At 63.3% G+C, this 22,233-nt stretch carries 11 protein-coding genes; 3 read left to right on the top strand and 8 right to left on the bottom strand.

The window, feature by feature from the left end:
• Window positions 1–7 precede the first annotated feature (7 nt).
• The gene (locus DSM43276_RS09220; RefSeq protein WP_078329150.1) at window positions 8–4,546 is read right to left on the bottom strand and encodes a non-ribosomal peptide synthetase; all 4,539 of its coding nucleotides are present in this window, start codon (window positions 4,544–4,546) and stop codon (window positions 8–10) included.
• On the bottom strand, window positions 4,543–9,585 hold the full coding sequence (locus tag DSM43276_RS09215; protein WP_078329194.1) for a non-ribosomal peptide synthetase: 5,043 nt from the start codon (window positions 9,583–9,585) through the stop codon (window positions 4,543–4,545). The genes DSM43276_RS09220 and DSM43276_RS09215 overlap by 4 nt, the downstream gene beginning before the upstream one ends.
• A 232-nt stretch (window positions 9,586–9,817) precedes the next feature.
• Here DSM43276_RS09215 and DSM43276_RS09210 point away from each other — a divergent pair, with 232 nt between their 5' ends.
• The 3 genes from DSM43276_RS09210 to nbtC are packed head-to-tail and all read left to right on the top strand — an operon-like array spanning window position 9,818 to window position 16,168.
• Window positions 9,818–10,582: a thioesterase II family protein gene (locus DSM43276_RS09210; RefSeq protein WP_078329151.1), complete on the top strand. Its 765-nt coding sequence runs from the start codon at window positions 9,818–9,820 to the stop codon at window positions 10,580–10,582.
• A complete protein-coding gene (locus tag DSM43276_RS09205) occupies window positions 10,579–11,937 on the top strand; it encodes a beta-ketoacyl [acyl carrier protein] synthase domain-containing protein (protein ID WP_078329152.1) in 1,359 nt (452 codons plus the stop codon). Before DSM43276_RS09210 ends, DSM43276_RS09205 begins: the two co-directional genes overlap by 4 nt.
• 55 nt (window positions 11,938–11,992) lie before the next feature.
• Window positions 11,993–16,168 carry a nocobactin polyketide synthase NbtC gene (gene nbtC, locus DSM43276_RS09200; RefSeq protein WP_327084854.1) on the top strand — a complete coding sequence of 1,392 codons (4,176 nt, stop codon included), beginning with the start codon at window positions 11,993–11,995 and terminating at the stop codon, window positions 16,166–16,168.
• Here nbtC and DSM43276_RS09195 read toward each other — a convergent pair.
• The 6 genes from DSM43276_RS09195 to DSM43276_RS09170 form a co-directional block, all read right to left on the bottom strand.
• Entirely contained in the window at window positions 16,165–18,105 is a 1,941-nt protein-coding gene (locus DSM43276_RS09195; protein ID WP_109556029.1) for a heavy metal translocating P-type ATPase, read from the bottom strand. The genes nbtC and DSM43276_RS09195 overlap by 4 nt on opposite strands.
• Window positions 18,106–18,333: 228 nt before the next feature.
• A complete protein-coding gene (locus DSM43276_RS09190) occupies window positions 18,334–18,741 on the bottom strand; it encodes a hypothetical protein (protein ID WP_412458652.1) in 408 nt (135 codons plus the stop codon).
• A gap of 59 nt (window positions 18,742–18,800) precedes the next feature.
• Window positions 18,801–19,235, bottom strand: a complete 435-nt coding sequence (locus DSM43276_RS09185; RefSeq protein ID WP_136629020.1) for a hypothetical protein — start codon at window positions 19,233–19,235, stop codon at window positions 18,801–18,803.
• Between the two features lie 50 nt (window positions 19,236–19,285).
• Window positions 19,286–20,167: an SDR family oxidoreductase gene (locus DSM43276_RS09180; RefSeq protein WP_078329156.1), complete on the bottom strand. Its 882-nt coding sequence runs from the start codon at window positions 20,165–20,167 to the stop codon at window positions 19,286–19,288.
• 9 nt (window positions 20,168–20,176) lie between these two features.
• A complete protein-coding gene (gene mshC / locus DSM43276_RS09175) occupies window positions 20,177–21,427 on the bottom strand; it encodes a cysteine--1-D-myo-inosityl 2-amino-2-deoxy-alpha-D-glucopyranoside ligase (RefSeq protein ID WP_078329157.1) in 1,251 nt (416 codons plus the stop codon).
• A gap of 20 nt (window positions 21,428–21,447) precedes the next feature.
• Window positions 21,448–22,224, bottom strand: coding sequence for a 3'(2'),5'-bisphosphate nucleotidase CysQ (locus DSM43276_RS09170; RefSeq protein WP_078329158.1), 777 nt, complete (start codon window positions 22,222–22,224; stop codon window positions 21,448–21,450).
• Window positions 22,225–22,233 lie beyond the last annotated feature (9 nt).

Here is a 22,233-nt window from a genome sequence, read left to right as displayed (position 1 = left end):
GTCCTTGCTATAGCTCAGCCGCGACCGCGAGCGCAGCGACGCTGCGTTGCCATAGCTCCGCTAGCCGATCAGCGTCGTTCTGCGTGAAAAGTGCCGAGCTCCACTGCCAATTTGCAAGTAACTGCGGACCCTCCGGCGTCGACATCACCGCAACAGAGATATTGGTCGCAAATCGCAATGCGAGGTTCGGTTCGGAATCGGCGGGCAACGCGAGATGCCGCACGTCAGTCACCAGGGACCACGCTTCGTCGGTGATGCCGCTCCTGTCCATACGCCCCAAATAGTTGAACTGAATCTGAGGGTCAGGCGCGTCACTGAGAACACCACGCCCATCTGCATAGCGCAACAGGCCGTAATCCATTCCCTGGTTGGGAATCTCCGCGAGGTGCTGCGCAACGCTAGCCAGCACGGCCCGCGCCGCGTCATAGTCGCGTTCCGCCTCGCCGACGCCGACCCCCAGGCTCCCGGCGCCAACGCGAGCGGGGAACATTGAGGTGAACCAACCAACCGTGCCCGTGGTGTCAGCTTCCAACTCATCGTCCATTCGGCCGTGTCTTTCGACAGCGATCAACGTGCCCGCACCGGCGTCCTGGCCACGCTCAATTCTCCAGCTCGCCACGGTCACGGCCAGCGCGGCAATCAGGAATCCGTACACACCGTCGTTCTTCCCCATCGCGGCAAGCAGGCGCGCGGTGATATCCACGGGCGTGGTCACCATCATGTTTCGCAAGGTCGCCCAGGTGTCGCAGTCGCGATCCGGATGCCGCGAGCCCAAAGCAGGGTCCGTACCCGCGACTTGCGCTGCCCAGTAACCATATTGCTCCTGAACCTCATCGCCAGCCGCGCGCTCGGCCATCAACTGGCTCCAATGGCGGTACGACGTGAATTCCACCGGAGCCTTTGGAACTCCGCCCGCTTGGGCAGTACGCCACGCGTCGGCAAGATTGGCAAGCAGGATATGCCAGGAAACGACATCAACGGCAAGGTGGTGAGCGCATAGCAGTAGCGCATCATCCATGCCCGGAGTGACAAGCCACACCGCCCGGAACATGGAGCCCGAGTAGGGGTCCAAGTCGTCGAGCGCAGCGCGTGCAGCCGCCGTCACCGCGAGAGTCACGGCCTGCTCGTCCGCAGGCAGCTCCACACGCGTGATAACGCTGTCGGCGCGCACTACCCCGGGCTCGCGCGTCACGATACGTGGGCCCTCCGGGGTGTCAACCAATAGCGACCGCAGCATGTCGTGCCCGTCCAGTATCGGCTGCAAAACCTGTGCTATTGACTCTCGGTCGATGCCGTCCGGAAGACGCACCAACACCGATAGGGCAAACCGGCGGTACTCCCCGCTCTCATGTAGCCATGAAACAATTGGCAGCGGTGGTACAGGCCCATAATCGGCCTTCCCCGCAATCGATTCCAGGCGCCCGCGGGAATCAACAAGAGCGGCCAGCTGGCGGATCGTGGGGGCAGCGAGCACCATGCGTGGGGTAATCGGCACCTCACGCTTGCGAGCCTTGTTGACCAGTGAAATCGCCACGATGCTGTCCACGCCGAGCGAGAAGAAGTCGGCGTCGATACCCGGTGGCGTGCCGTCAAATAGCTCGGCGAAGCACTCGCTCAGCGTGTGCTCAGTGACGGTTGTCGGCGGAGCCGATTCACCGTCCCCCGCGGCGCCTGCCAGTGCATCAGCGGCCAGCCGGTCAATAACATCGGCATCCAGTTTGCCGTTCACCGTAACGGGCAGTTGAGACAACACGACGAGGCGAGCAGGAAGCATGTAGGAGGGCAGGCGATCCGCGAGCGCGAGCATCGCACGCTCGGGCTCAAACGTATCGTGTTGGTGCACAACAAAACCAACGAGGCTGGCGCCTCCCGCGCGACGCACCACACTCACCGCGGCGGTCTCCACACCCGGCAGGCAGCGCAGCGCCGATTCGATCTCGCCAACCTCCACGCGATACCCACGGATCTTCACCTGACTATCGGCACGGCCCAGATAGGCGAATCCACCGTGCGGCAGCCGCCGCACCAGATCGCCCGTTCGGTACATCCGATGTCCAGGCTGCAAGGGGTCAGCCACGAAGGCGCCGGCGGTCAATGCAGGCTTACCCGCGTAGCCCCGCGCAAGCTGTGGTCCCGCCAGATACAGCTCACCGACCGCGCCGTCTGGCAGCGGACGTAGCGCCGAATCAAGGACATAGCCGGCCATACCCTTGTTCGGTGTCCCGATAGTCGGCGATAAGAAATTCTTCACTTCTGCCACCACTGCTTCAACTGTTGTTTCGGTGGGCCCGTAGCAGTTATAGACATCAGTGCCAGCCAGTGCTCTCAACCGGTTCCACAGCGCCGTATCAATTGCCTCACCGCCGAGCGCGAGCACCGGGATTGAACGGTCGAGAAGTCCTGCCGAAGACAGCTGTGCCAGCATGGACGGCGTGGTGTCGATCATGTCGACGTCGTGATCGAGCATGCCTTGCACCAAGCGGCGCGCATCCCGCATCTCCTCCGCTCCGAAAAGGTGCACCGCGTGGCCATCGAACAGGCCCATCATCGGCTGCCAGGAAGCATCGAAACTCAGTGACCACGCGTGCGCGATTCGCAGGCGGCGGCCCAGACGAGCGGTCGCCGGGCCGTACACCCGGTCGCGGTGGTCGGCGAAGTAGCTCAGCAGCGCACGATGAGTCCCGATAACCCCCTTCGGCACGCCGGTGGAACCTGACGTGAAGATCATGTAGGCAATTTGATCCCGATGTCGACGGACATTGGGGGCGATCGCGCGCCGCATGGAAACTCGCTCCACGGCGACAGGATCATCGAGCACAACCGCCCGACAGGCGAACTGCACTTTTTCCTGACATCCCAAATTGGTGATGACAACCGCCGGGTTCGACTGTTGGATAATCGATTCGATACGGGCAGCGGGCAATGAAATATCTACCGGGACGTAAGCGCCACCTGCTGCCAGCACCGCGAGGACGGCGATGATTGAATCAACCGAACGCGGAAGGAGCAGTGCCACTGACACTTCCGGACCCACACCGTGCTCGGCCAGCTCAGCGGCCAGACGGCAGGCCCGCTCGTGCAACTGTGCGTAGGTGAGCCCTTGCCCGGCCTCTGCGGTCAGAGCGGTCGCCGAGGGCTCCCGACTGACTTGATGCTCGAATAGCTCCCAGACCGACTGTGGCAATTCAGTGAAATCGCGGTACACAGCGCCAACATGGGCTCGTTCCCGTGGAGTAAGGACGTCAATGCTGCCGGCGGTCCGGGTTCCGATGTTCGGTAGCTGACGCAGCACGGAGACTAGGCGCTCCCCGATATCCTCAGCCGAAAAGTACGGCAGCGCTTCGGCAATAGCTTCAATCACCACTAAGAGTGACTCACCGTACATATGCGACACCACCGTCAACGGGTAGTGCGCCAGACTCTCCCCCTCCACCGGCCGGAATCGCACACCGTCGGCAGTCACGACCTCATTAACCGCGTCGTCAAGCGGAGCATTCTCAAACACGAACATGGTGTCGAATAGCGCCGCCCCACCTTGGGCGCGCTGCAAAGCCGACAAGCTCAAGTACCCGACATCGCGCATGGCCGACGTCTCCCGTTGCAATCGGCCACATTGCTCCACAACGGAGACTGCAGGGTCTACGACGTGAACCACCGGGACGGCGTTGATGAACAGACCGACCATCTTCTCCACTCCCGCCAGATGCGCGGGCCTTCCAGAGACAATGGTGCCGAACACCACGTCGCGACGGTCGCTTAACCGCCCCAGCACCAGCGACCACGCGAACATGACAGCAGTGTTCAGCGTAAATCCGTTACTGCCAGCCCACTTTCGCAAGGCCGACGTCTCCTGCGGCGATAGCTCGAACCGGTGCTTCTCTGGCACACCATCGTGTGCCGACACGCCGCCGTTGGCGAGCATCAGCGGCCCGGAGGCCTTGTCCAGGTACGTGGCCCATTGTGCGGCGGCCGCCGTGGTGTCCTGTGTCGCGAGCCACGCGATGTAATCACGGTAGGAGCGGACGGCCGGCAATCCGTCGATGGAGCCACCGGCCTGATAGGCGGCTAACAGTTCGGAGAAGTAGACGCCGAATGACCAACCGTCCATCAGAATGTGATGGGCCGTCACGATCAAACGGTGACGCGACTCGCCGAGCACCGACACCACCACGCTGCGGACCGCAGGCCCCTTGCTGAGATCAAACGGACGAAGCCGTTCCTGGCGTGCGATGGCGTCCAAGTCCGCCGGCCGGGCGCTGAGCTCTTCCCAGGGAAGTTCAGCATGGACCGGCACGATCTGAACTGGTTTCGGCACCCCTTGATCCCAAAACGATGCGCGTAGATTCGGATACCGGGTAAGCATCGCCTGCGCACTGCGGTGCAGCAAGTCGACATCCAAGGCGCCTTCGATGTCGACCACGAACTGCATGGAGTACAGGTCCACACTCTCGTCGGCCAATTGAGCGAGGGCGAAAAAGCCTTCCTGCAAAGGGCTTAACGCCAGCACATCCTCAATCTTCGGCGCCACCTGGCCCACGCCCGTCACGACTGTGCCTGCCACGATGCGGCCAGGGAGGCCAATGCGTCGGCGTCAAGACCCGATGCGCTCATCGGCGCACTGTCCACCTCTGCCTCTTCTGGCCGGGCCTCAACTTCGTCCGGTGGATTAGCCGTCACCCAATCGACAGCACCAGCAAGCTCACTGATCGTCATGTGCTCAAACACCATCTGAGGGGTCAGAGCCAACCCACGCTCCACGGCGCGCGCGGACCACTGGATCGAGATGACGCTGTCGCCACCCAGCGCGAAAAAGTTGTCGTCGGCCTGGACATCTGTGATCTCGAGGAGCTCCTCCAAGATCTCGATCAGCGCGCGCATAGTTTCCGGCGAGCCAGCCGGGATCTGTTGGCCGGATGACTCGGCCGGCGGCGCCGGCGGCGCCAATAGACGCTCCATAACATCATCTGGGAGTATGGAAATGGCCGACACAGCCTGATCCTGGTTGGTGGCCAAGGAGTCACATATCGCCTCAAACGCGTGCGCAATCTGACGCGTCGTGGCGGCGTCATAGAGGTCGGCGTTGGCCACCAGTGACACATCCATCCCGCCGTCGGGATTGACGATCAGCCCCACGTTCAGATCTACGTACGAGACTCGCCCACCCATCTGCACCGAGTGCACAGAAGTTTCGCCGCTCCCCGTGAGATCGGAGTCGAGTAGTGACCAGTCCGCACCCCGGAAGCTGATCATGGTTTGGAACACCGCATTCCATGACCTCGACCGGCGTGGATTGATCGCCTCGACCAGCCGCTCGAATGGGAGTTCTTGGTGCGCTTGCGCATTCACAATGGTTTCACGGCTGCGTGATAGCACCGTCCGCAGTGTTGGGTCGTCAGAGAAGTCGTTGCGCAGAGCCACCATGTTGGCGAACAGACCAACAAGATTTGATGCGGCGGGATGAGTCCGGCACGCGATGGGGCTACCCATCACGATGTCGTTGCCTCCGCCAAGCCGGTGTAGCACGACGGCCAGCGCCGCCTGATAGACCATGAACTCTGTGACCGCCGACCTCTCGGCGAGCTTCACCAACGCCGCGCGCCGTTCTGCGGACATAACGAATTCATGCATTTCGCTTTGCTTCCCGAGAATCTGCGGACGCGCGCGATCGTGGGCAACCGAGATCTGATCGGGCACACCCGCGAGGTGCTCACGCCAGTGCGCCATCTCAGTCTCACCGAATTCGCTCCCCGCCGCGAACGCCTGGCGGTGCCACAGGACGTAATCCAGATATCCCACAAGTATCGGTTCCCAACCGGGAGCACCGCCGCCCAACCGCGCCCGGTATGCCTCGATGAGGTCGGTGAGAATCACCCCCAGTGAGGTGTGATCGGCGATGATGTGATCCAGCAAGAGACACAGCACATGCCGCTGAGCACCCAGCGTCAACAACGTCGGCAGGATGGGCGGCTCATTCTGTAGATCAAAAGCGTGGTACCGCAACCGGTTCAGGGTGTCATCGAGTTCACCGGGCTGAATGCTGACTGTCGGCAGGGACAGCTCCACCGAGGGTTCCACCCACTGATACGGCATACCCTCATCCACCCCAAAGCGAACGCGCAACGCCTCCTGCCTTGCTACTACGTCGTTGATGGCTGCCGCGAGCGCCACGGTGTCGAGCGGACCGTCAATCTGGAGAACAAACGGCATGTTGACGAAGTTGCCCGCGCCTTCCATCTGGTATTCGAACCACATGGCCGACTGCGAGTAGGACAGCGGAATCCTGTTCGGCCGATCGAATCTCACCAACTCCGGCCGGCCGTCACGTGGCGCGATATCCACCTCTTCCAAGGAATCATCGAGTTCCAACTCATCAAGTTTGATCTCGAACTCGGACCAAAAGTGTGCTACGAGGCACTCAGCCAGTGCCGCTGGCGTCGGCGAATCGAAGATGACACGCACCGTGAGATCGATCCCGAACTGAGCCCGTATTTTCGCGGTCAATCGCGCAGCGAGCAAGGAATGCCCGCCGAGTTCAAAGAAGGAGTCGTCAACGCCGACCCGATCACGACCGAAGAGCTGAGCGAAGATGGCGCACATGCGGCGCTCTGTCGGCGTCGATGGCTCACGTAACAACCTGTCCACCAATGGATCAGGTTTTGGCAGCGACCTCTTGTCGAGCTTGCCGCTGGAAGTCAGCGGGATGCCTGGAATCACCGTGAACGTGCTCGGCACCATGTAGGCCGGCAACTCCTCCTTCACACGACTGCGCAACCCGTCCAGGTCGACCTCGGCAGCAGCGCCGTCCACCGTTGCGGGAACCACATAGGCCGCCAACATAGGGCCTACCTGAGCATCTTCGGCGACGATGACGACACAGTGGCAGACCCGAGGGTCGGCGCTAATCGCAGCTTCTATCTCACCGAGTTCAATCCGATAGCCCCGTACCTTGACCTGCTCGTCCGCTCGCCCGATGAATTCCAGTTCGCCGGAGGCATTTCGGCGAACGAGATCTCCCGTGCGGTAGAGGCGCCCTCCGACACTAAAGGGATCGGCGACAAACCGCTGGGCGGATAGCGCCGGACGACTGAGATACCCGCGCGCCAGCTGTGCGCCGCCCAGATACAACTCACCGACCACGCCCGTTGGCGCCAGTGACAGTGTCTCGTCAAGCACGTAGGCAGACACATTGCGGTTGGGTCGGCCGATCGGCACCACCGAATTTCCTTGTGGACCAACGACTGACATGTGAGTAGAACACACCACCGCCTCGGTGGGACCGTAATGATTTCGGAGCGTGCCGTCGAACATCGTTGCGAATTTGTCGGCCACCTCGCCGGGCAGCGCTTCCCCGCCGACGGGAACATGCCGAAGACCACGCAACTGATCGGCTTCGGCAGTCAGCAGCACCGAACCCAGCAGAGAAGGGACCATGTGAACCACCGTTACGCCGTGACGTTGCACGAGGTCTGCGAGATAGCCTATGTCCGAGAACGGATTTGGACGAGGAATAACCAGCCCCGCGCCTAGGGACAGCGGGCACAGGATGTCTGCCAGCGAAGCATCGAAGCTCACCGAGGTTGATTGCAGCATCCGGTCCTGCGGTGTCATGTCCCACTCAGCGGTGAAGGACACGACGTGTTCGGCGATCGCCGCATGGGCAACCGCCACACCTTTGGGCCGCCCGGTAGATCCCGAGGTATAGATCACGTAGGCCAGGTTCCCCGGCAATAGCGGCCGCAGACGTTCGGAGTCGGTGAGATTCGTACCAGTAAACCCTGCACATTCGAGTTCGGCTGCGCCACACTCCGCCGGACCCAGCACCATCTGCGGCCGGGCGTCGGCTAACAGGAACTCGATCCGCTCCTCGGGCAGGCCGGGGTCAATCGGAAAGTATCCCGCTCCAGATTTCAGCACTGCGAGCATCGCGACAATGAATTCGACCGAGGTGGTCATCCTGAGCGCGACGATGTCCTCGGTGCCAATTCCCTGCCCAATCAACCACCGCGCTAGTCGGTTTGCGCGTTGATGCAGTTCGCGATACGACAGTTTGACGTCGTCAGAGATCAGCGCAATGGCATCGGGTGCATGGTCGCCGGCGGTCTCGAGCACCGCAACGATCGTCGCGGCTGGTTCGGCGCTCAGCACACCGCGCGACTGCCTCATGATCGCGCGGCGCTCCGGTGCGCCGATAGGATCTAGCATCGCCACCCGCCTATGCGGATCGGCCAGCGCAATATCGAGTAATCCCTCGAAATGCCCAAGCAATTGGTCGACCAGCCATTGCGGCAGCATGTCGGTCTGGTACTCGAACTCAACCGCCGTGCCCGCGGTGTCCGCGACAATGGCCAGGGACAGCGGCAGCTGTGCGGAGACCGCTCCCAGCTCGAGCTGGGTGGCCTCGATGCCCGTTAGGCCGTAGCCGCTGGAGTCTCTGCGCAAGCTGAAACCGAGCCTGACCAGCTCATCCAACCCGTCGCGGCCGACGGCCCGGTACGGGTTGACCTCACGTACGACGCGGTCGATTCCGACATCCTGGTGGCCGAAGGCGTTCAGGCAGACCTCGCGCACTGTCGCGACGTACGAGGCAAAGGTGTCAGCGGGATCGATCGGGGCCCGCAGCAGGAGCGTGTTGCCGAAGTACCCGATAGCGTTTTCCGCGGCGGCTTTGCGTTCCGTAACCGGGATGGCGACCAGGAAGTCCGACGCCGAGGTGTATCGGCGGATCAACACTCCAAACGCGGCCAAGAACACCATGAATGGCGTGGCCGACTGTGTGCGCGCGAACTCCTCAACGCGAGCGGCCACACCGTGGGACAGCGGCCGCTGCCGCTGCTCCGCTGCGCGCGAAGGGGAACGGACCCCTGTTCCGGGAAGCTCCAGCGGTTCGGGCAACGGAGTCAGGGCATCGCACCAGAAATCGAGACCGGTGTCGGAGGATGGTTCGCCATCCAGTCCGACAACCATGAATTGCGGTGGCACACCAGGCGCTTGGCCACTGTTGTACTGACCGTTGAGGTCGGCGAAGAAGACCTCCCAGGAGTTGTCGTCCCAACAGATGTGGTGCACCACAAGCAGCACTACCCATGCCGCCTCTTCCGTACGGATCAGCGTCACCCGGAGCGGCACGTCAATCGCGAGATCGAACGCAAGCCCGAACTCGCCGCGAGCCAGCCTCTCAATCTCCGCGTCGCGGACGTCCTCCGCGACGGATCTGAGATCCACCGTTTTCCAGGGGAGCTCGACCTGATCGGAAAACTCCTGATATGGCTCACCATCTGAGCCGACACGATAAGTGGTCCGCAGGATGTCGTGGCGAGCGAGAACGCCGTCAAATGCCTCACGAAGCCGCGTCTCGTCCAGGAGCCCGCGCAGCTGATGCGCGACACCGATATTCAGTGCTGCGTCCGCAGGATCCTTGGTCTGCACGAACCACATGCGCCGCTGCCCCGCGCTCAATGGGCGCCGCGTGCCCGCCAGAATCCGCGGTACCGACGGTGCGGCCTGTTCTGTTACACCGCTTTGCGTGAGGCGCTGGCGCAACAACTCCCTACGCCGATCCATCGCCGACACCTGATCACCGGCCACAACGGCCACCCCATAGGAACAACAACATGAAAAAGAAACACCTCGACAGTAATTTTGGAGGGACTATGCCTAGCCTTACCTTAATACCTGCCTGCAGGACGGACGGACCTCCCTATCGCAGCCGAGCGTGTGCGCCGGGCCGTCGCCGCAACCGCCGGTACGAGCGCACAACGGGACTCGAGGTTACGTTAGGCTTATCTAACTACCAACAAAGTTCGAAGGGTTGCCGCACGTGAGTCAGAGCCTTGGATGGATCAGGCAGTTTCACAAGCCAGAGAGGCCCGATTCGCCGCCCTTGCTGGTCTTTCCCCACGCCGGCGCCGGCGCATCCGCCTACCGCGCCCTATCGAAAGCTCTCAGCTCGAACTTCGACGTCATCGTCTTCCAGTACCCGGGCCGGCAGGACAGGGCCAGCGAACCTGCGCTCACCACTCTCCAGGACATTGCTGCGGGCGCATTCGACGAGTTCCAGACCTCTCCCAGGAATCGCAACATCCCGATCTATACGTTTGGGCACAGCATGGGCGCGATTGTCTCGTTCGAGTTCGTCAGGCTCGCCGAAGCGGCCGGTGTCGATGTACGCCAGCTCACGGTCTCAGCGGCTGTCGCTCCTAGCCGAGCCAGCAACAAGCCTGGCTTTCCTGAGGACGACGAGGAACTCCTCCAACACCTCGCCGCACTCGAGGGAACCAGCAGCGATATCTTCACGAACCGAGACATGCTGAAGCTCACGCTGCCAGTCGTCAAGAGCGATCACAGAGCTTCTGAGACCTACTCGTGTGACCCGGGCGTGAAGGTGGCCGCACGAGTCCATGTGATCGGCGGCGACAACGATCCGATCGTCAACATGCGCGACCTGTACGACTGGGACAAACACGCCGAGGATCTGCAAGTGACCCTCTTCGAGGGTGGACACTTCTTCATCAACTCACACCTGGCCGCCGTCACCGAGCTCGTGACGGCCGGTGCCAGTCGAGAGCCGCGAGTCCACGAATGAGCGACGCCGTGACGACACCGCGTCATCGCACAGAATCTGCGGAAACTGATCCCATCGTCATATCCGGAATCGCGATCGAGGCGCCGCAAGGCATCACCACGCCCGCCGCTTTCTGGACCGCGTTGGCCGACGGTCGAGAGCTCGTCGGCCCGTTCCCCCGTGACCGCGGCTGGCCTCTCGAGGATTTGCTATCGGTATCGCAGCTCGACGGGTGGGGAGACATATGCGATGCCGGCGGATTTCTCACGGACGCGGCATCATTCGATCCCGGATTCTTCGGCATCACCCAGCGCGAGGCCATCGCCATGGACCCACAGCAACGCGTCGGAATGCGCGTCGCGTGGAAAGCCCTCGAGAACGCCGGCATCAACCCTGGTTTGATCGACGGCGAGGAAGCCGCGGTTTTCATCGGGGTATCCCCCAACGAATATGGCCCCAGGGCTGGTGAGGTGAACGCGCACAGCGGCCATCGCATCGTCGGGCTCGGACAACTTGGTGTGGCGGGGCGCGTATCGCACCTACTCGGGTTGACCGGCCCCTCCATGTGTGTCGATTCAGCGTGCGCATCGTCGTTGTCGGCATTGCACCTCGCCGCGTCGGCGGTGCGCGCCGATGAGTGCGAATGGGCCTTGGCCGGCGGGGTGTGTGTCATGGGGTCACCAGGCGGGTTCTACGAATTCGCCAAGCTGCACGCGCTGTCATCCGACGGACACTGCCGTTCCTACGCGGATGACGCCAGTGGAACCCTATGGGGTGAAGCCGTCGGAGTCGTTGTGGTAGAGAAGGAGTCGCGCGCTCGTGCACTGGGACACCACATTTATGGCCGAATCCTGGCCATCCGCACGAATCACAACGGGAAAGGCAAGCCCATCCTGGTGCCACGTGGCCGCGCCCAAGCCAAACTCGTTGCCGCCACTATCGCCGCCGCTGGAGTCGACCCAGCCCTGATCGGCATGGTCGAAGGGCACGGCACCGCCACCCGCGCCGGAGATCCGTTGGAGCTCATGGCACTTCAAAGCACATATGGCGCCGGGGGATCTCACGCACTGCTGGGTTCTTCCAAGTCGAACATTGGGCATGCCCAAGCCGCCGCAGGGATGGTCGGTCTGATCAAGCTCCTGCTGTCCGGGCAATACGGACATATCCCCCCAACACTCTTCGCGGACAACCCTTCCACCAAGGTCGACTGGAGCCTTACCGGCCTGCGCCTTGCCACCAAACTGCACCCCTGGGAGCCCACGAATGGCATCCGCTACGGCGCGGTCTCATCATTCGGGGCCGGTGGAGCCAACGCACACGCCATCATCGCGATGCCTGCAGAGGCCAACGAGAGAGAGGACGGCGACGATTTCTAGTCACCGATTTCCCAATGGCGCGATCCCGATCCTGCTGACAAGCGAAAGCGCCGAACTGGTCCGGGCCGAAGCCGCCGGACTCTTGGCATACGCACTAGAGCACCCAACAGTGCCACCAGCGCGGTTCGCGGACATGCTCTTTCGCACCCGGGTGCCCAGACGCCACCGAACCATCCTGGCCGTCAGCGATCACGAAGGTCTGCTGTCAGCGCTACGTGCGGTCGCCGATGACCGCAACCACCCCGCGGTCGTACATGGCGCACTGAGCGCCGATGCTCAACGCGTTGGTTTTGTGTTCCCCGGACAAGGCGGTCAGCGTCCCGGTATGGGCCGCGTCTTCTATGACGCAGTCGAGGCGTACCGGACCGAAGCCGACCGGTGTGCCGCGCTTTTCGAGACGCGGTTCGGGCAGTCACCCCTGAGCTATCTCCTCGACGACAGTGTGCCGGCAGATGCCGGCGCAAGCACCGTTCAGCCCGCGCTGTTCACCCAGATGGCCGCACTCGCGGCAATGTGGCGTTCGTCCGGTGTCACACCGGATGTCACGATCGGTCACAGCCAGGGTGAAATAGCGGCCGCATACGTGTCAGGCACTGTGCCCCTGACCGATGCCGTCGCGGTCGTTGGTATCCGTGCCGGGATCGTCGACACCTTCGGATCCAGCGATTACGCGATGGCGGTCGCGGCGATCGACCGTGACGCCTGTGAAGACATCATTGCCCGCCGATCAGGCTGGGCCGAGGTCTCAGTGCTCAACTCCGCCTCCATGGCCGGGATTTCCGGAGACCGGGAAACCATCCACGAAATAGTCGAACACCTCACGGCCAAAGGTATTTTCAGCCGGGTGATTCCGGTTCGATACCCGGCTCATACCAGCCTGATGAATACCATCGGCGACAAGGTCCGTCAAGAGCTACGAGACAGCCTCGGCGATGCCAGATTCCAGGACTCCCCCATCGACTGTTTCGGCGCCACCCTCGGCGAGGCGATCACACCCGACTTGCCGCAGGACCAGTACTGGTTCTTAAATCTGCGAAATCCGGTCAGGTTTGACCGGGCCATCACGGCTGCCCTTGCCCAGGGCGTCGACACCTTCGTCGAACTGGCCGAACACCCCACATTGCAGCTTGCGGTTCAAGAGAACTGCGCTGCGGCAGCCGGCGACCGGGTCACGTCGGTAGTCGGAACCTCAACCCGCGCCGCCACCAACCTTGACGAGTTCACCATGAACCTCGCCGCCATTGCGGTGAACACCCCCGGATACGGATGGGAAAACCTGCGCGCAGAACCACCGGTTAAGTTCGCGCTCCCTCTCCGGGATTTCCCGAACGCCCCTACCAATGACATCCGGTTGTGGTTGCCCTACAACGAAACTAGAAATAACCGTGCAGAACAGGTGGCGTCGTCTACACAATCCATACCGGTACACGCGGAGCCGCGCCGCGAACCTGGCGCGCAGGTAGTCCTGGAAGAGTGGGTTCGGCTGACGCAGCGCTCACTTCGGCCTGCTCGGCCCTTCAGTGTGGTCGACCCCACCGGTGACTGCGCACAACTCGTATCTGCATTGCAGGTCGAAGCGGAGGACCAGGGAGTGCCGCTGCATCTGGTTGTCGCTGGCGAGGTCGCCGAGGATACGCAGTCCTTGGTGATAGTCGTTCCCGCTATGCCGGAGACGGATGAAATAGATTCTGTCACAGCGGTATCAAAGTTCTTCGCAGGTGGTAGCTGGCTGCCACCGCTCTCGAAATTGGTGAGCGATTGCTGGATCGTTACGGTGGGAGGCGAGTCCGTCACCTCCAGCGATCTCCCGCCGAACCCGGTGCATGCGGCGATCAGCGCCGGGTACCGCACCCTCGCCATGGATCATCCGAGCGTGACGTTCCGGCATCTGGATCTTGGCCACGACGACGCGCAAGGCGGTACCGCCCGTGCCGTCTTCATGGCGCTGATGACTGGAGGGGAATCCGAACTTGCCCTACGGGACGGGGTACTTCATGTCAAACGTCTGCGTCTGGCCGATCCTTTAGAGTTCGACGCCGCCGGGAACCCAGCGCATGTTCTCATCACCGGAGGCACCGGGGCACTCGGACTGGAACTGTGCGAGCACTACTCTCAAGCCGGCGCCCAGCACATCACCTTGTTGAGTAGGTCGGGCGAAACCCCTTCCATCACAGAGCGTCTCGCACTGATCAGAAAGGCGTCGACGTGTGTTGTCACCGTCGCCACCTGCGATGTCGGCGACGCTGCCGCAATGGCTCGCCTCGCCGACGAACTCGCCCACCCGGTTGACCTCATCGCACATGCGGCCGCAGATTTTTCGAGCACCGTTGAATTGGATCTGCGCGCCATCAAGGCCGAGACCGTCGTCGAGGCATTCCGAGGCAAAGTCCTCGGGCTACCGAACCTACTGAGTTCCTTCGCCCGCGAAAGCAGTTGCCGCGTGGTGTTGTTCTCGTCATTGGCGGCGACGCTTGGCGGGCGCGGCATGCTACTGTACGCCGCGGCCAACCGGATGATCGATAGCCTTGCCACCAGGTACCGCGCGGCAGGTGTCGACTGTGTTTCGGTGCAGTGGGGCCAGTGGGACGTATTCGAGGGCCGGGATTCCTCAGATCTTGAACGCCTAGGCGGGTTGGGCTACCGCCCAATGAATTCCGCCGAAGCCATCCGTTTAGGAATGAATGGACTACGGCAGAACGCCATCGTCGCCGACTTCGACTGGGCGCGCGGATACGCGACACTCAATGCGTTTGGACACGGATCTGCGCTGTCCGAGCTGGCGCAGAACATCACAGAGGCCACACCAGAAGCACCCACTCACCATGCTTCCAGCGGCGGCCGACCACCTCGCGACCTGATTTCGCTACTTGCCGAGGTCATCGGCGCCGACCAGGCCGACACCATCGACACCACCGCAGCGATGGTTGCCCTGGGCGTTGATTCATTGCAGGCATTGGAGTTCCGTCGCCGCGTCAAGGCTGAGTTCGACTACGAACTGGAGGTTTCCGATCTACTCGGCGGGGCGTCGATTAACGACATCATCGCGACACTTGAGCAGAAAGCTTCCCCACCCGCAGGACAGCGGGCCAGCGCGCGTCCGGCGGAGCCGATTACCCTCGATGACATCACCCAGCGCGCCCGGGCCACCGCCGAGAAGGCAATGCCAAGCGTCCTGAATCTGGATGTTATGCACTCTGCCCGTGATGATCTAGACCTGTTCGGGATGCACGCGATGATGGCCGTGTTGAGGCCGGCGCTGCAGGACGGTGCTGCTCATTCGGCGGCCGATATCGCCGACCGGCTGAGCTTCACCCCACGCCATCGGTGGCTTCTCAACCGATGGCTTGAAGTGCTCACCTCGCATGGACACCTGAGTCACCACCCCGATCATGGATACCGACTCGACCGTCCTCTTCCCGCACCAACTCGGGCGCGACTGCTGGATGTGTGCCAGGATCTCGGTTACCGAAGCGAGCTGGTCGAGTTCATGGAGAAATGCAACAACCGCCTCCTGGAACTCGGACAAGACCGCGCGCGCGTACAAGAACTGCTGTTCCCCGACGGGGATATGCTGACCGCTGAAGCCGGCTATCGCGAGAATCTCATTAGCCGCTATCTCAATCTCGCTGCCCGCGAGACCGTCTCGAACATGGTGGCCCGCCTACAGCGCGACCGCTCACCGGTGCGGATCCTCGAGCTTGGCGCGGGTATCGGCGGCACAACTGATGAGGTAATCGCCGGTCTATCCGGGCTTCCCGTGGACTACCACTTCACCGACGTGTCGACGTTCTTCCTCGCGGCGGCGCAGGAACGGTTCGCCAATAACCCGCAGCTGCGTTACGGGTTGATGAACCTCAACACCGACCTGTCGGGCGCTGAACGGTACGACATCGTGTTGGGGGCGAATGTCATCCACAACGCCACGCACATCGGGCACAGCCTGCGCCAGCTTCACGACGTCATCAATCCCGATGGCGCCATCGTGTTCATCGAGACGTGCAACGCGAACTACCAGGTGCTGACGTCCCTGAAGTTCCTCATGTCTGCAGCACCCGGCCAGACGCATCCAGGGCAATCCGATATCCGCGCGGGCGAGCGCATTTTCCTGACCGAAGGCGAGTGGAACGATGAACTATCGCAGGCTGGGTTCCGGCCGCTGATGGTGCTGCCCGAAGCCGGTCACCCGTTGCACATGCTGGATCAGCGGATCATCGTTGCGGAACGCAACTAACGCGCGAGGATTCGCCGCACGGATTGTTCCGGGCGAAGATCCAAGCGGCGCAGCAACTGTGCGTTGAGCGCGACCACCACGGTGGATGCCGACATCAAGATGGCCCCTACGCTCATCGGGAGCACGAATCCGATCGGGGCGAGTACCCCGGCCGCCAACGGAACCGAGATCAGGTTGTATCCGGCTGCCCACCACAGGTTTTGCTTCATCTTGCGATAGCTGGCTCGCGACAACTCGATGACCGAGAGCACCGACCGTGGATCCGAGCTCCCCAGAATGACACCGGCGGAAGCGATCGCGACATCGGTTCCCGCTCCGATCGCAATCCCCACATCCGCTTGCGCCAGCGCGGGAGCGTCGTTGACACCGTCACCGACCATCGCCACGGTGTGTCCTTCGGATTGCAACTGCGCCACCGCAGAAGCCTTATCCTCGGGCCGCACCTCAGCGAACACCCGATCCACACCGAGCTCGGCCGCCACCGTGTTGGCCACAGCATGCGCGTCACCGGTGATCATGACCACCGATACCCCCAGTCTGTGCAGCGCCTCGACGGTATCCCGGGACTCCGGCCGGATGTCATCGGCCAACCGCAGTGCGCCCGCGACCTGCCCATCCATCAACACATGCAGGATGATCGCGCCCTCGGTACGCCATCCTTCGGCGATCGGTAGCTCTTGTGCACCATGCCTTTTCAGCAACGCAGGCCCACCGACCGCGACCTGGACACCCGCGACCTCCGCGGTGACCCCCAGCGCGGGCTCGGAAGAAAAGCCACTGGCGGCAGTGACACGCAGTCCCCGGCCGCGAGCGGCTTCCACAATGGCGCGTGCCAGCGGGTGCTCACTGTCGGCCTCGGCCGCGGCGGCCAGCGCCAGCACGGCATCGGCATCGCGTCCGTCGACGGGTTCGACACCCGTCACCGTGGGCGCACCCTTGGTCAGCGTTCCAGTCTTGTCGAACAGCACGACGTCGACGGTGCGCATCTGCTCAAGGGCCAAGCGGTCTTTCACTAAGACCCCGCCCCGGGCCGCGCGCTCGGTGGCGATGGAAACGACCAGTGGAATGGCCAGACCCAACGCATGCGGACAGGCAATCACCAGCACCGTGATGACGCGAACCACCGCGGTGTCGGGCTCCCCCAGAATCGTCCAGGCCACAGCCGTCAACGCCGCGGCGCCGAGCGCGAACCAGAACAACCAGCCCGCGGCGGTATCGGCGATCCGCTGCGCCCGCGAGCTGGACGCCTGAGCATCGGCGACCAGACGCTGGATACCAGCGAGTGTGGTGTCGTCGCCGACCGCCGTGACTTCCACGCGCAGGCCGGAATCGGTGGCCACGGTGCCGGCGACCACCTGATCGCCGGCCTGACGTCGGACCGCGCGTGACTCCCCCGTCACCATCGACTCGTCCAGATGGGCGCTGCCCTCGGTGATTCGACCGTCCGCGGGCACCGAGCCGCCCGGGCGCACCACAACGACGTCACCCACCCGAAGATCGGCGGGTGCGACAGACACCACCGCGTCTCCCTCGACACGTTCGGCACTATCGGGCAGCAGCGCTGCCAAGGAGTCGAGGGCCGATGTGGTCTGCGCCAGCGACCGCATCTCGATCCAGTGCCCAAGCAGCATGATCACCACCAGAAGCGCCAGCTCCCACCAGAAATTGAGCTGGTGGTCAATCAGGCCGAGGCTCGCACCCCAGGAGGCGACGAAGGCCACCGTAATCGCCAGCCCGATCAACAGCATCATTCCCGGCTTGCGACTCCGCACCTCAGCGACCGCACCGGCCAGGAAGGGTTTGCCGCCCCAGAAGTAGATGACGGTGCCGAGAACCGGCGAGATCCACGGAACCCAGCCGGTGGTCGGCAATTGGTAGCCGATGACCATCGCGAACATGTCGTTGAACGCCACCACCGGTACGGAGAGCCCCAGCATGATCCAAAACAACCTGCGGAACTGCCCGACATGGTCACCATGGCCTCCGTGGCCTCCGTGGCCGCTGCCATCACCCGCATGGTCGTGATGGTGACCATGGCCGTGATCATCCGATTCGCACGGTCCGGCAGGCGGGTGAGACGACGGATGGTCGGGGTGATCCATGTGCGAACTCATACTCCCGATTAAATACCCCCCAGGGGTATCAGTCAAGGAATTGGCACCCGCCTAACACTGAACGGTGACGTACATGACGTGGGAGTCCAGCGAGCGCGTAGGAGGACCTTTGCGCTGCGGCGCATACCGATAGATGTGCCGACCGACTCGCACCGAAGTGGCGGTGCACTCCGACAGCGGCTTCTTGGGGCCGTTGCGGTTGATGACGACCTGATCCCCGCGGAGCTTGAGTGCGGTGATCACGGACTCGGCATTACCTGGCGCCTGCGGACCTGGTTGCGTCGGACCGGCGTAGGCGGGGGCTGCCCATACGACGGCAGCGATCCCCGCCACCAACGCCGATCCGCCAATGCGACCGGTGACAGCACACAGCCCAGCCAAAAACGAGATAGCCACGGTGATCGTGTCCTTGTCTAAAAGATGTTGAAGCCATGAGTGATTGGGCCACCCGACGCGCATCGCCGTCCACGTGTGAGACATTGAGGCACCGCCGCGGCCGACAGGGCAGCCGAAACCCGTCAGCGCCGCATCACGCAAAAATGCACGAGACGCTTATGACCGTTGCTCAACAACCAGTAGGGCCGCACCCGGGGCGGACCGTGCGTGCTCGGGCGCCACATCGCACACACCGCCAGCACCGTGACCGTCACCGCCACGACGGCCACAGCCCACCCGGAGAGCGTGACGGCAGCGGCAGAGGCGGCGCTGAACACGGGCAACACGTGGCACTCGTGATGATCGTCAGCGCCCACCAGATTGGCGAGCACGTGTGGCACCTTGTCGGCACCCACCGACCTGGCCGACGTGCCAATAATTCCGGGCGCCGCATCGCACGCCGCGGGACACGTCAACAACGGCATCAGTACGACCGCGATGATCAGCAGGGCCCGCAGCAGCACCGATGCCACGGTGAGGCCCCCGCGTCGCGCTGCGCGTTCACCGCCGAGGGCCATCACCCCACGATACACATACACCCCATACCCGTAGTGGGTATATGGCGCCGTTAGGCCGGCTCCACCTCGTCATGGGCAGCGCGTTGCAAGGCGGCCACCTCGGCATCGATACGCGGCAGGATCTCGGGAATCATGCCCCGGACCGGGATCTCGCCGACCGGCGTCGACAGCACGGGCTTAAGCCAGTGCGTCACACCCACCCAGCCGGGGCAGTTGATCCGCCGACGGCGGCGCTCGATGCCCTTCACAAAGGCCTTGCCGCAGGCCTCTACCGAGGTGACAGTGCCCAACGGCGGTGGCAGGCGGGTCAACATCTCCGAGAACGCCGACAGGTTGGCCTTCTGGTCGTTCACCATCGAGGTGTCGATCCACGACATATGCGCCGAACCGACATCGACGCCCCGGTGTGCGACCTCCAGGCGCAGCGCGTTGGCGAAGTGCTCAACGGCCGCCTTGGAGGCGTTGTACGCCGTGACCCCCGGTGCGGCGGCATACGCGGCCAGGGAGGACACGATGAGCACGTACCCCTGTCGTTCGATCACCGAGGGCAGGGCCGCGCGCACCGTATGAAACACCCCGAGCACGTTGACATCGATCAACTTTTTGAAGGTGGCAGGGTCGATCTGCAGCACCGAGCCGAAGGCCAGCAGGCCGGCGTTCGCGAGCACCACGTCAATCCCGCCGAACCGCTGCGCGGCCTGTGCGACGGCCTTCTCCATGGCCGCCAGGTCGCAGACATCGGCGACCACGACCAGCACCCGATCGCGACCCAGCTCGTCGGCAACCGCGGCAAGCTTGGTCTCGTCCAGATCGGTGAGCACGAGGTTGGCACCCTTGGCACACAGCCTGCGGGCGACTTCCACTCCGATTCCACCGGCACCGCCGGTGATCATGACGGTCTTACCAGCGATGCTGTTCGGCGTTGAACCCATGGTCCGACGCTACAGCCGCACTCCCAGCAGGGCATCCACCGCATGACGCACATGGGTTCCGGCCTCGGTGTCGTGGCCGCCGTATGCCAACGCATCGGTAACCCAGTTATCTAGGGCTGCAAGAGCTTTCGGTGTATCAAGATCATCGGCGAGATAGCGCCGCACCCGGGACACCACGTCGCGGGCACTCGGTGCGGTAGGCAGTGCCACCGCGTGTCGCCAGCGTGCCACACGGCCCTGCGCCTCGGAAAGCACGGCGTCACTCCAGGACCGATCGGCGCGATAATGGCCGGCCAATAGCCCGAGCCTGATCGCCGCGGGATCCACACCATCGGCCGTCAATCCCGAGACCTTCACCAGGTTCCCGCGGCTCTTGGACATCTTGTGCCCGTCCCACCCGATCATCCCGGCGTGCACATAGTGCCGTGCGAAACGGCGTTGCGCCGTAACGGCTTCGGCGTGCGCGGCACTGTATTCGTGATGCGGAAAAATAAGGTCGCTGCCGCCGCCCTGGATGTCGATACCGGCACCAAGCTCGCGCAGCACGATCGCTGAGCACTCCACATGCCAACCCGGCCGGCCCGGCCCGAACGACGCCTCCCAGCTGGGCTCCCCCGGTCGCGCGGAACGCCACAGCAGGGCGTCGAGCTCATTGGCCTTGCCGGGGCGGGCCGGATCACCTCCGCGTTCGGCGAACAGCCGCGACATGGTCTCGATGTCGTACCCCGACTCATAGCCGAACTGCTCGGTGGCGTCGACACGGAAGTAGACGTCCGGATACTCGCGATCGTCCACCACATACGCGGCGCCTGAGGCGAGCATCTTCTCGACGAGTTCGATGATGCAAGCGATCGACTCGGTGGCGCGCACGTACTCCCGCGGTGGTAACACCCGCAGTGCCGTCATATCGCCCCGGAACAGGTCGGTTTCCCGGTCCCCCAGCTCACGCCAATCGATGCCGTCACGGTCGGCACGTTCGAAGAGCGGGTCGTCGATATCGGTGACGTTCTGCACGTAATGCACGTCCAGACCCGCGTCGAGCCACTGCCGATAGATCAGGTCGAACGTGAGATACGTTGCGGCGTGGCCCAGATGGGTGGCGTCATAGGGAGTGATGCCACACACGTACATCGTCGCGCTGGATCCCGGACCGGACGACGGCGTGACAGGCCGCACCTGACGATCGGCGGTGTCGTACAGCCGCAGCTGCGGACCACGACCGTCGAGTTCAGGAACCGGCGCCGACGCCCACGACTGCATGGCACCACTGTATGAGGTGCTCAGGCGAGCTCGGCCACCGCATCCAGGAGCAGCCGCGCCAGATCGGAGCGGCACATGATCAGGTCCGGCAGGTACGGGTGCGGTTGGTTGTACCGCAGCGGGGATCCATCGAGGCGCGAGGCATGCAGCCCGGCCGCGAGCACCACACCCGCAGGTGCGGCGGAATCCCACTCCCACTGGCCGCCGCCGTGCAGATACGCGTCGGCCTCGCCACGCACCACCGCCATCGCCTTGGCCCCGGCCGAACCCATCGGGATCAGTTCGATGTTGTGCCGTTCTGCCATTTCGGTCAGCAGCTTCGGGGGCCTGCTGGCACTCACGACAACCCGGATCGGATCCGATTCAGCGCGCGCCGAAGGAGTCACCCGGGTCTCGTCGGTGCGAAACACGGTGCCCAATCCGGGCAGCGCGACGGCGGCATCGGTGATCGCCCCCCCGCTGTGTTGTCCCTCCGGGTCCGCCTGCCACAGCGCGACATGCACCGCCCAGTCGTCGCGGCCCTGAATCCCGAACTCGCGGGTGCCATCGAGCGGGTCGATGATCCACACCCGCTGCGCGCCGAGGCGGACCTTATCGTCGACCGCCTCCTCCGAGAGCACCGCGTCCGTGGGACGTTCGACGGCCAGCCGTTCCAGCAGCAGCGTGTTCGCACGCTTGTCGCCGGCCGCGCCGAGCGCCTTGGCGTCGTCGAACCCGAGCTCGGCACGCACTTGCAACAACAGCTGTCCGGCTTCGTGGGCAAGTTCTGCGGCCAGTGCGGCATCGGAAAGAGTCACCCGGTCAGT

Source organism: Mycobacteroides salmoniphilum (assembly GCF_004924335.1).
Taxonomy (GTDB): Bacteria; Actinomycetota; Actinomycetes; order Mycobacteriales; family Mycobacteriaceae; genus Mycobacterium; species Mycobacterium salmoniphilum.
This window is presented reverse-complemented; position numbering and strand designations above follow the sequence as displayed.

What these genes read in the sequence shown, in the direction of transcription:
- DSM43276_RS09205 (WP_078329152.1), top strand. Translation starts at nt 10,579, where the DNA reads ATGAGCGACGCCGTGACGACACCGCGTCATCGCACAGAATCTGCGGAA.
- DSM43276_RS09195 (WP_109556029.1), bottom strand. Translation starts at nt 18,105, where the DNA reads ATGCTGGGGCTCTCCGTACCGGTGGTGGCGTTCAACGACATGTTCGCG.
- DSM43276_RS09190 (WP_412458652.1), bottom strand. Translation starts at nt 18,741, where the DNA reads ATGCGCGTCGGGTGGCCCAATCACTCATGGCTTCAACATCTTTTAGAC.
- DSM43276_RS09185 (WP_136629020.1), bottom strand. Translation starts at nt 19,235, where the DNA reads ATGGCCCTCGGCGGTGAACGCGCAGCGCGACGCGGGGGCCTCACCGTG.
- DSM43276_RS09180 (WP_078329156.1), bottom strand. Translation starts at nt 20,167, where the DNA reads ATGGGTTCAACGCCGAACAGCATCGCTGGTAAGACCGTCATGATCACC.
- mshC (WP_078329157.1), bottom strand. Translation starts at nt 21,427, where the DNA reads ATGCAGTCGTGGGCGTCGGCGCCGGTTCCTGAACTCGACGGTCGTGGT.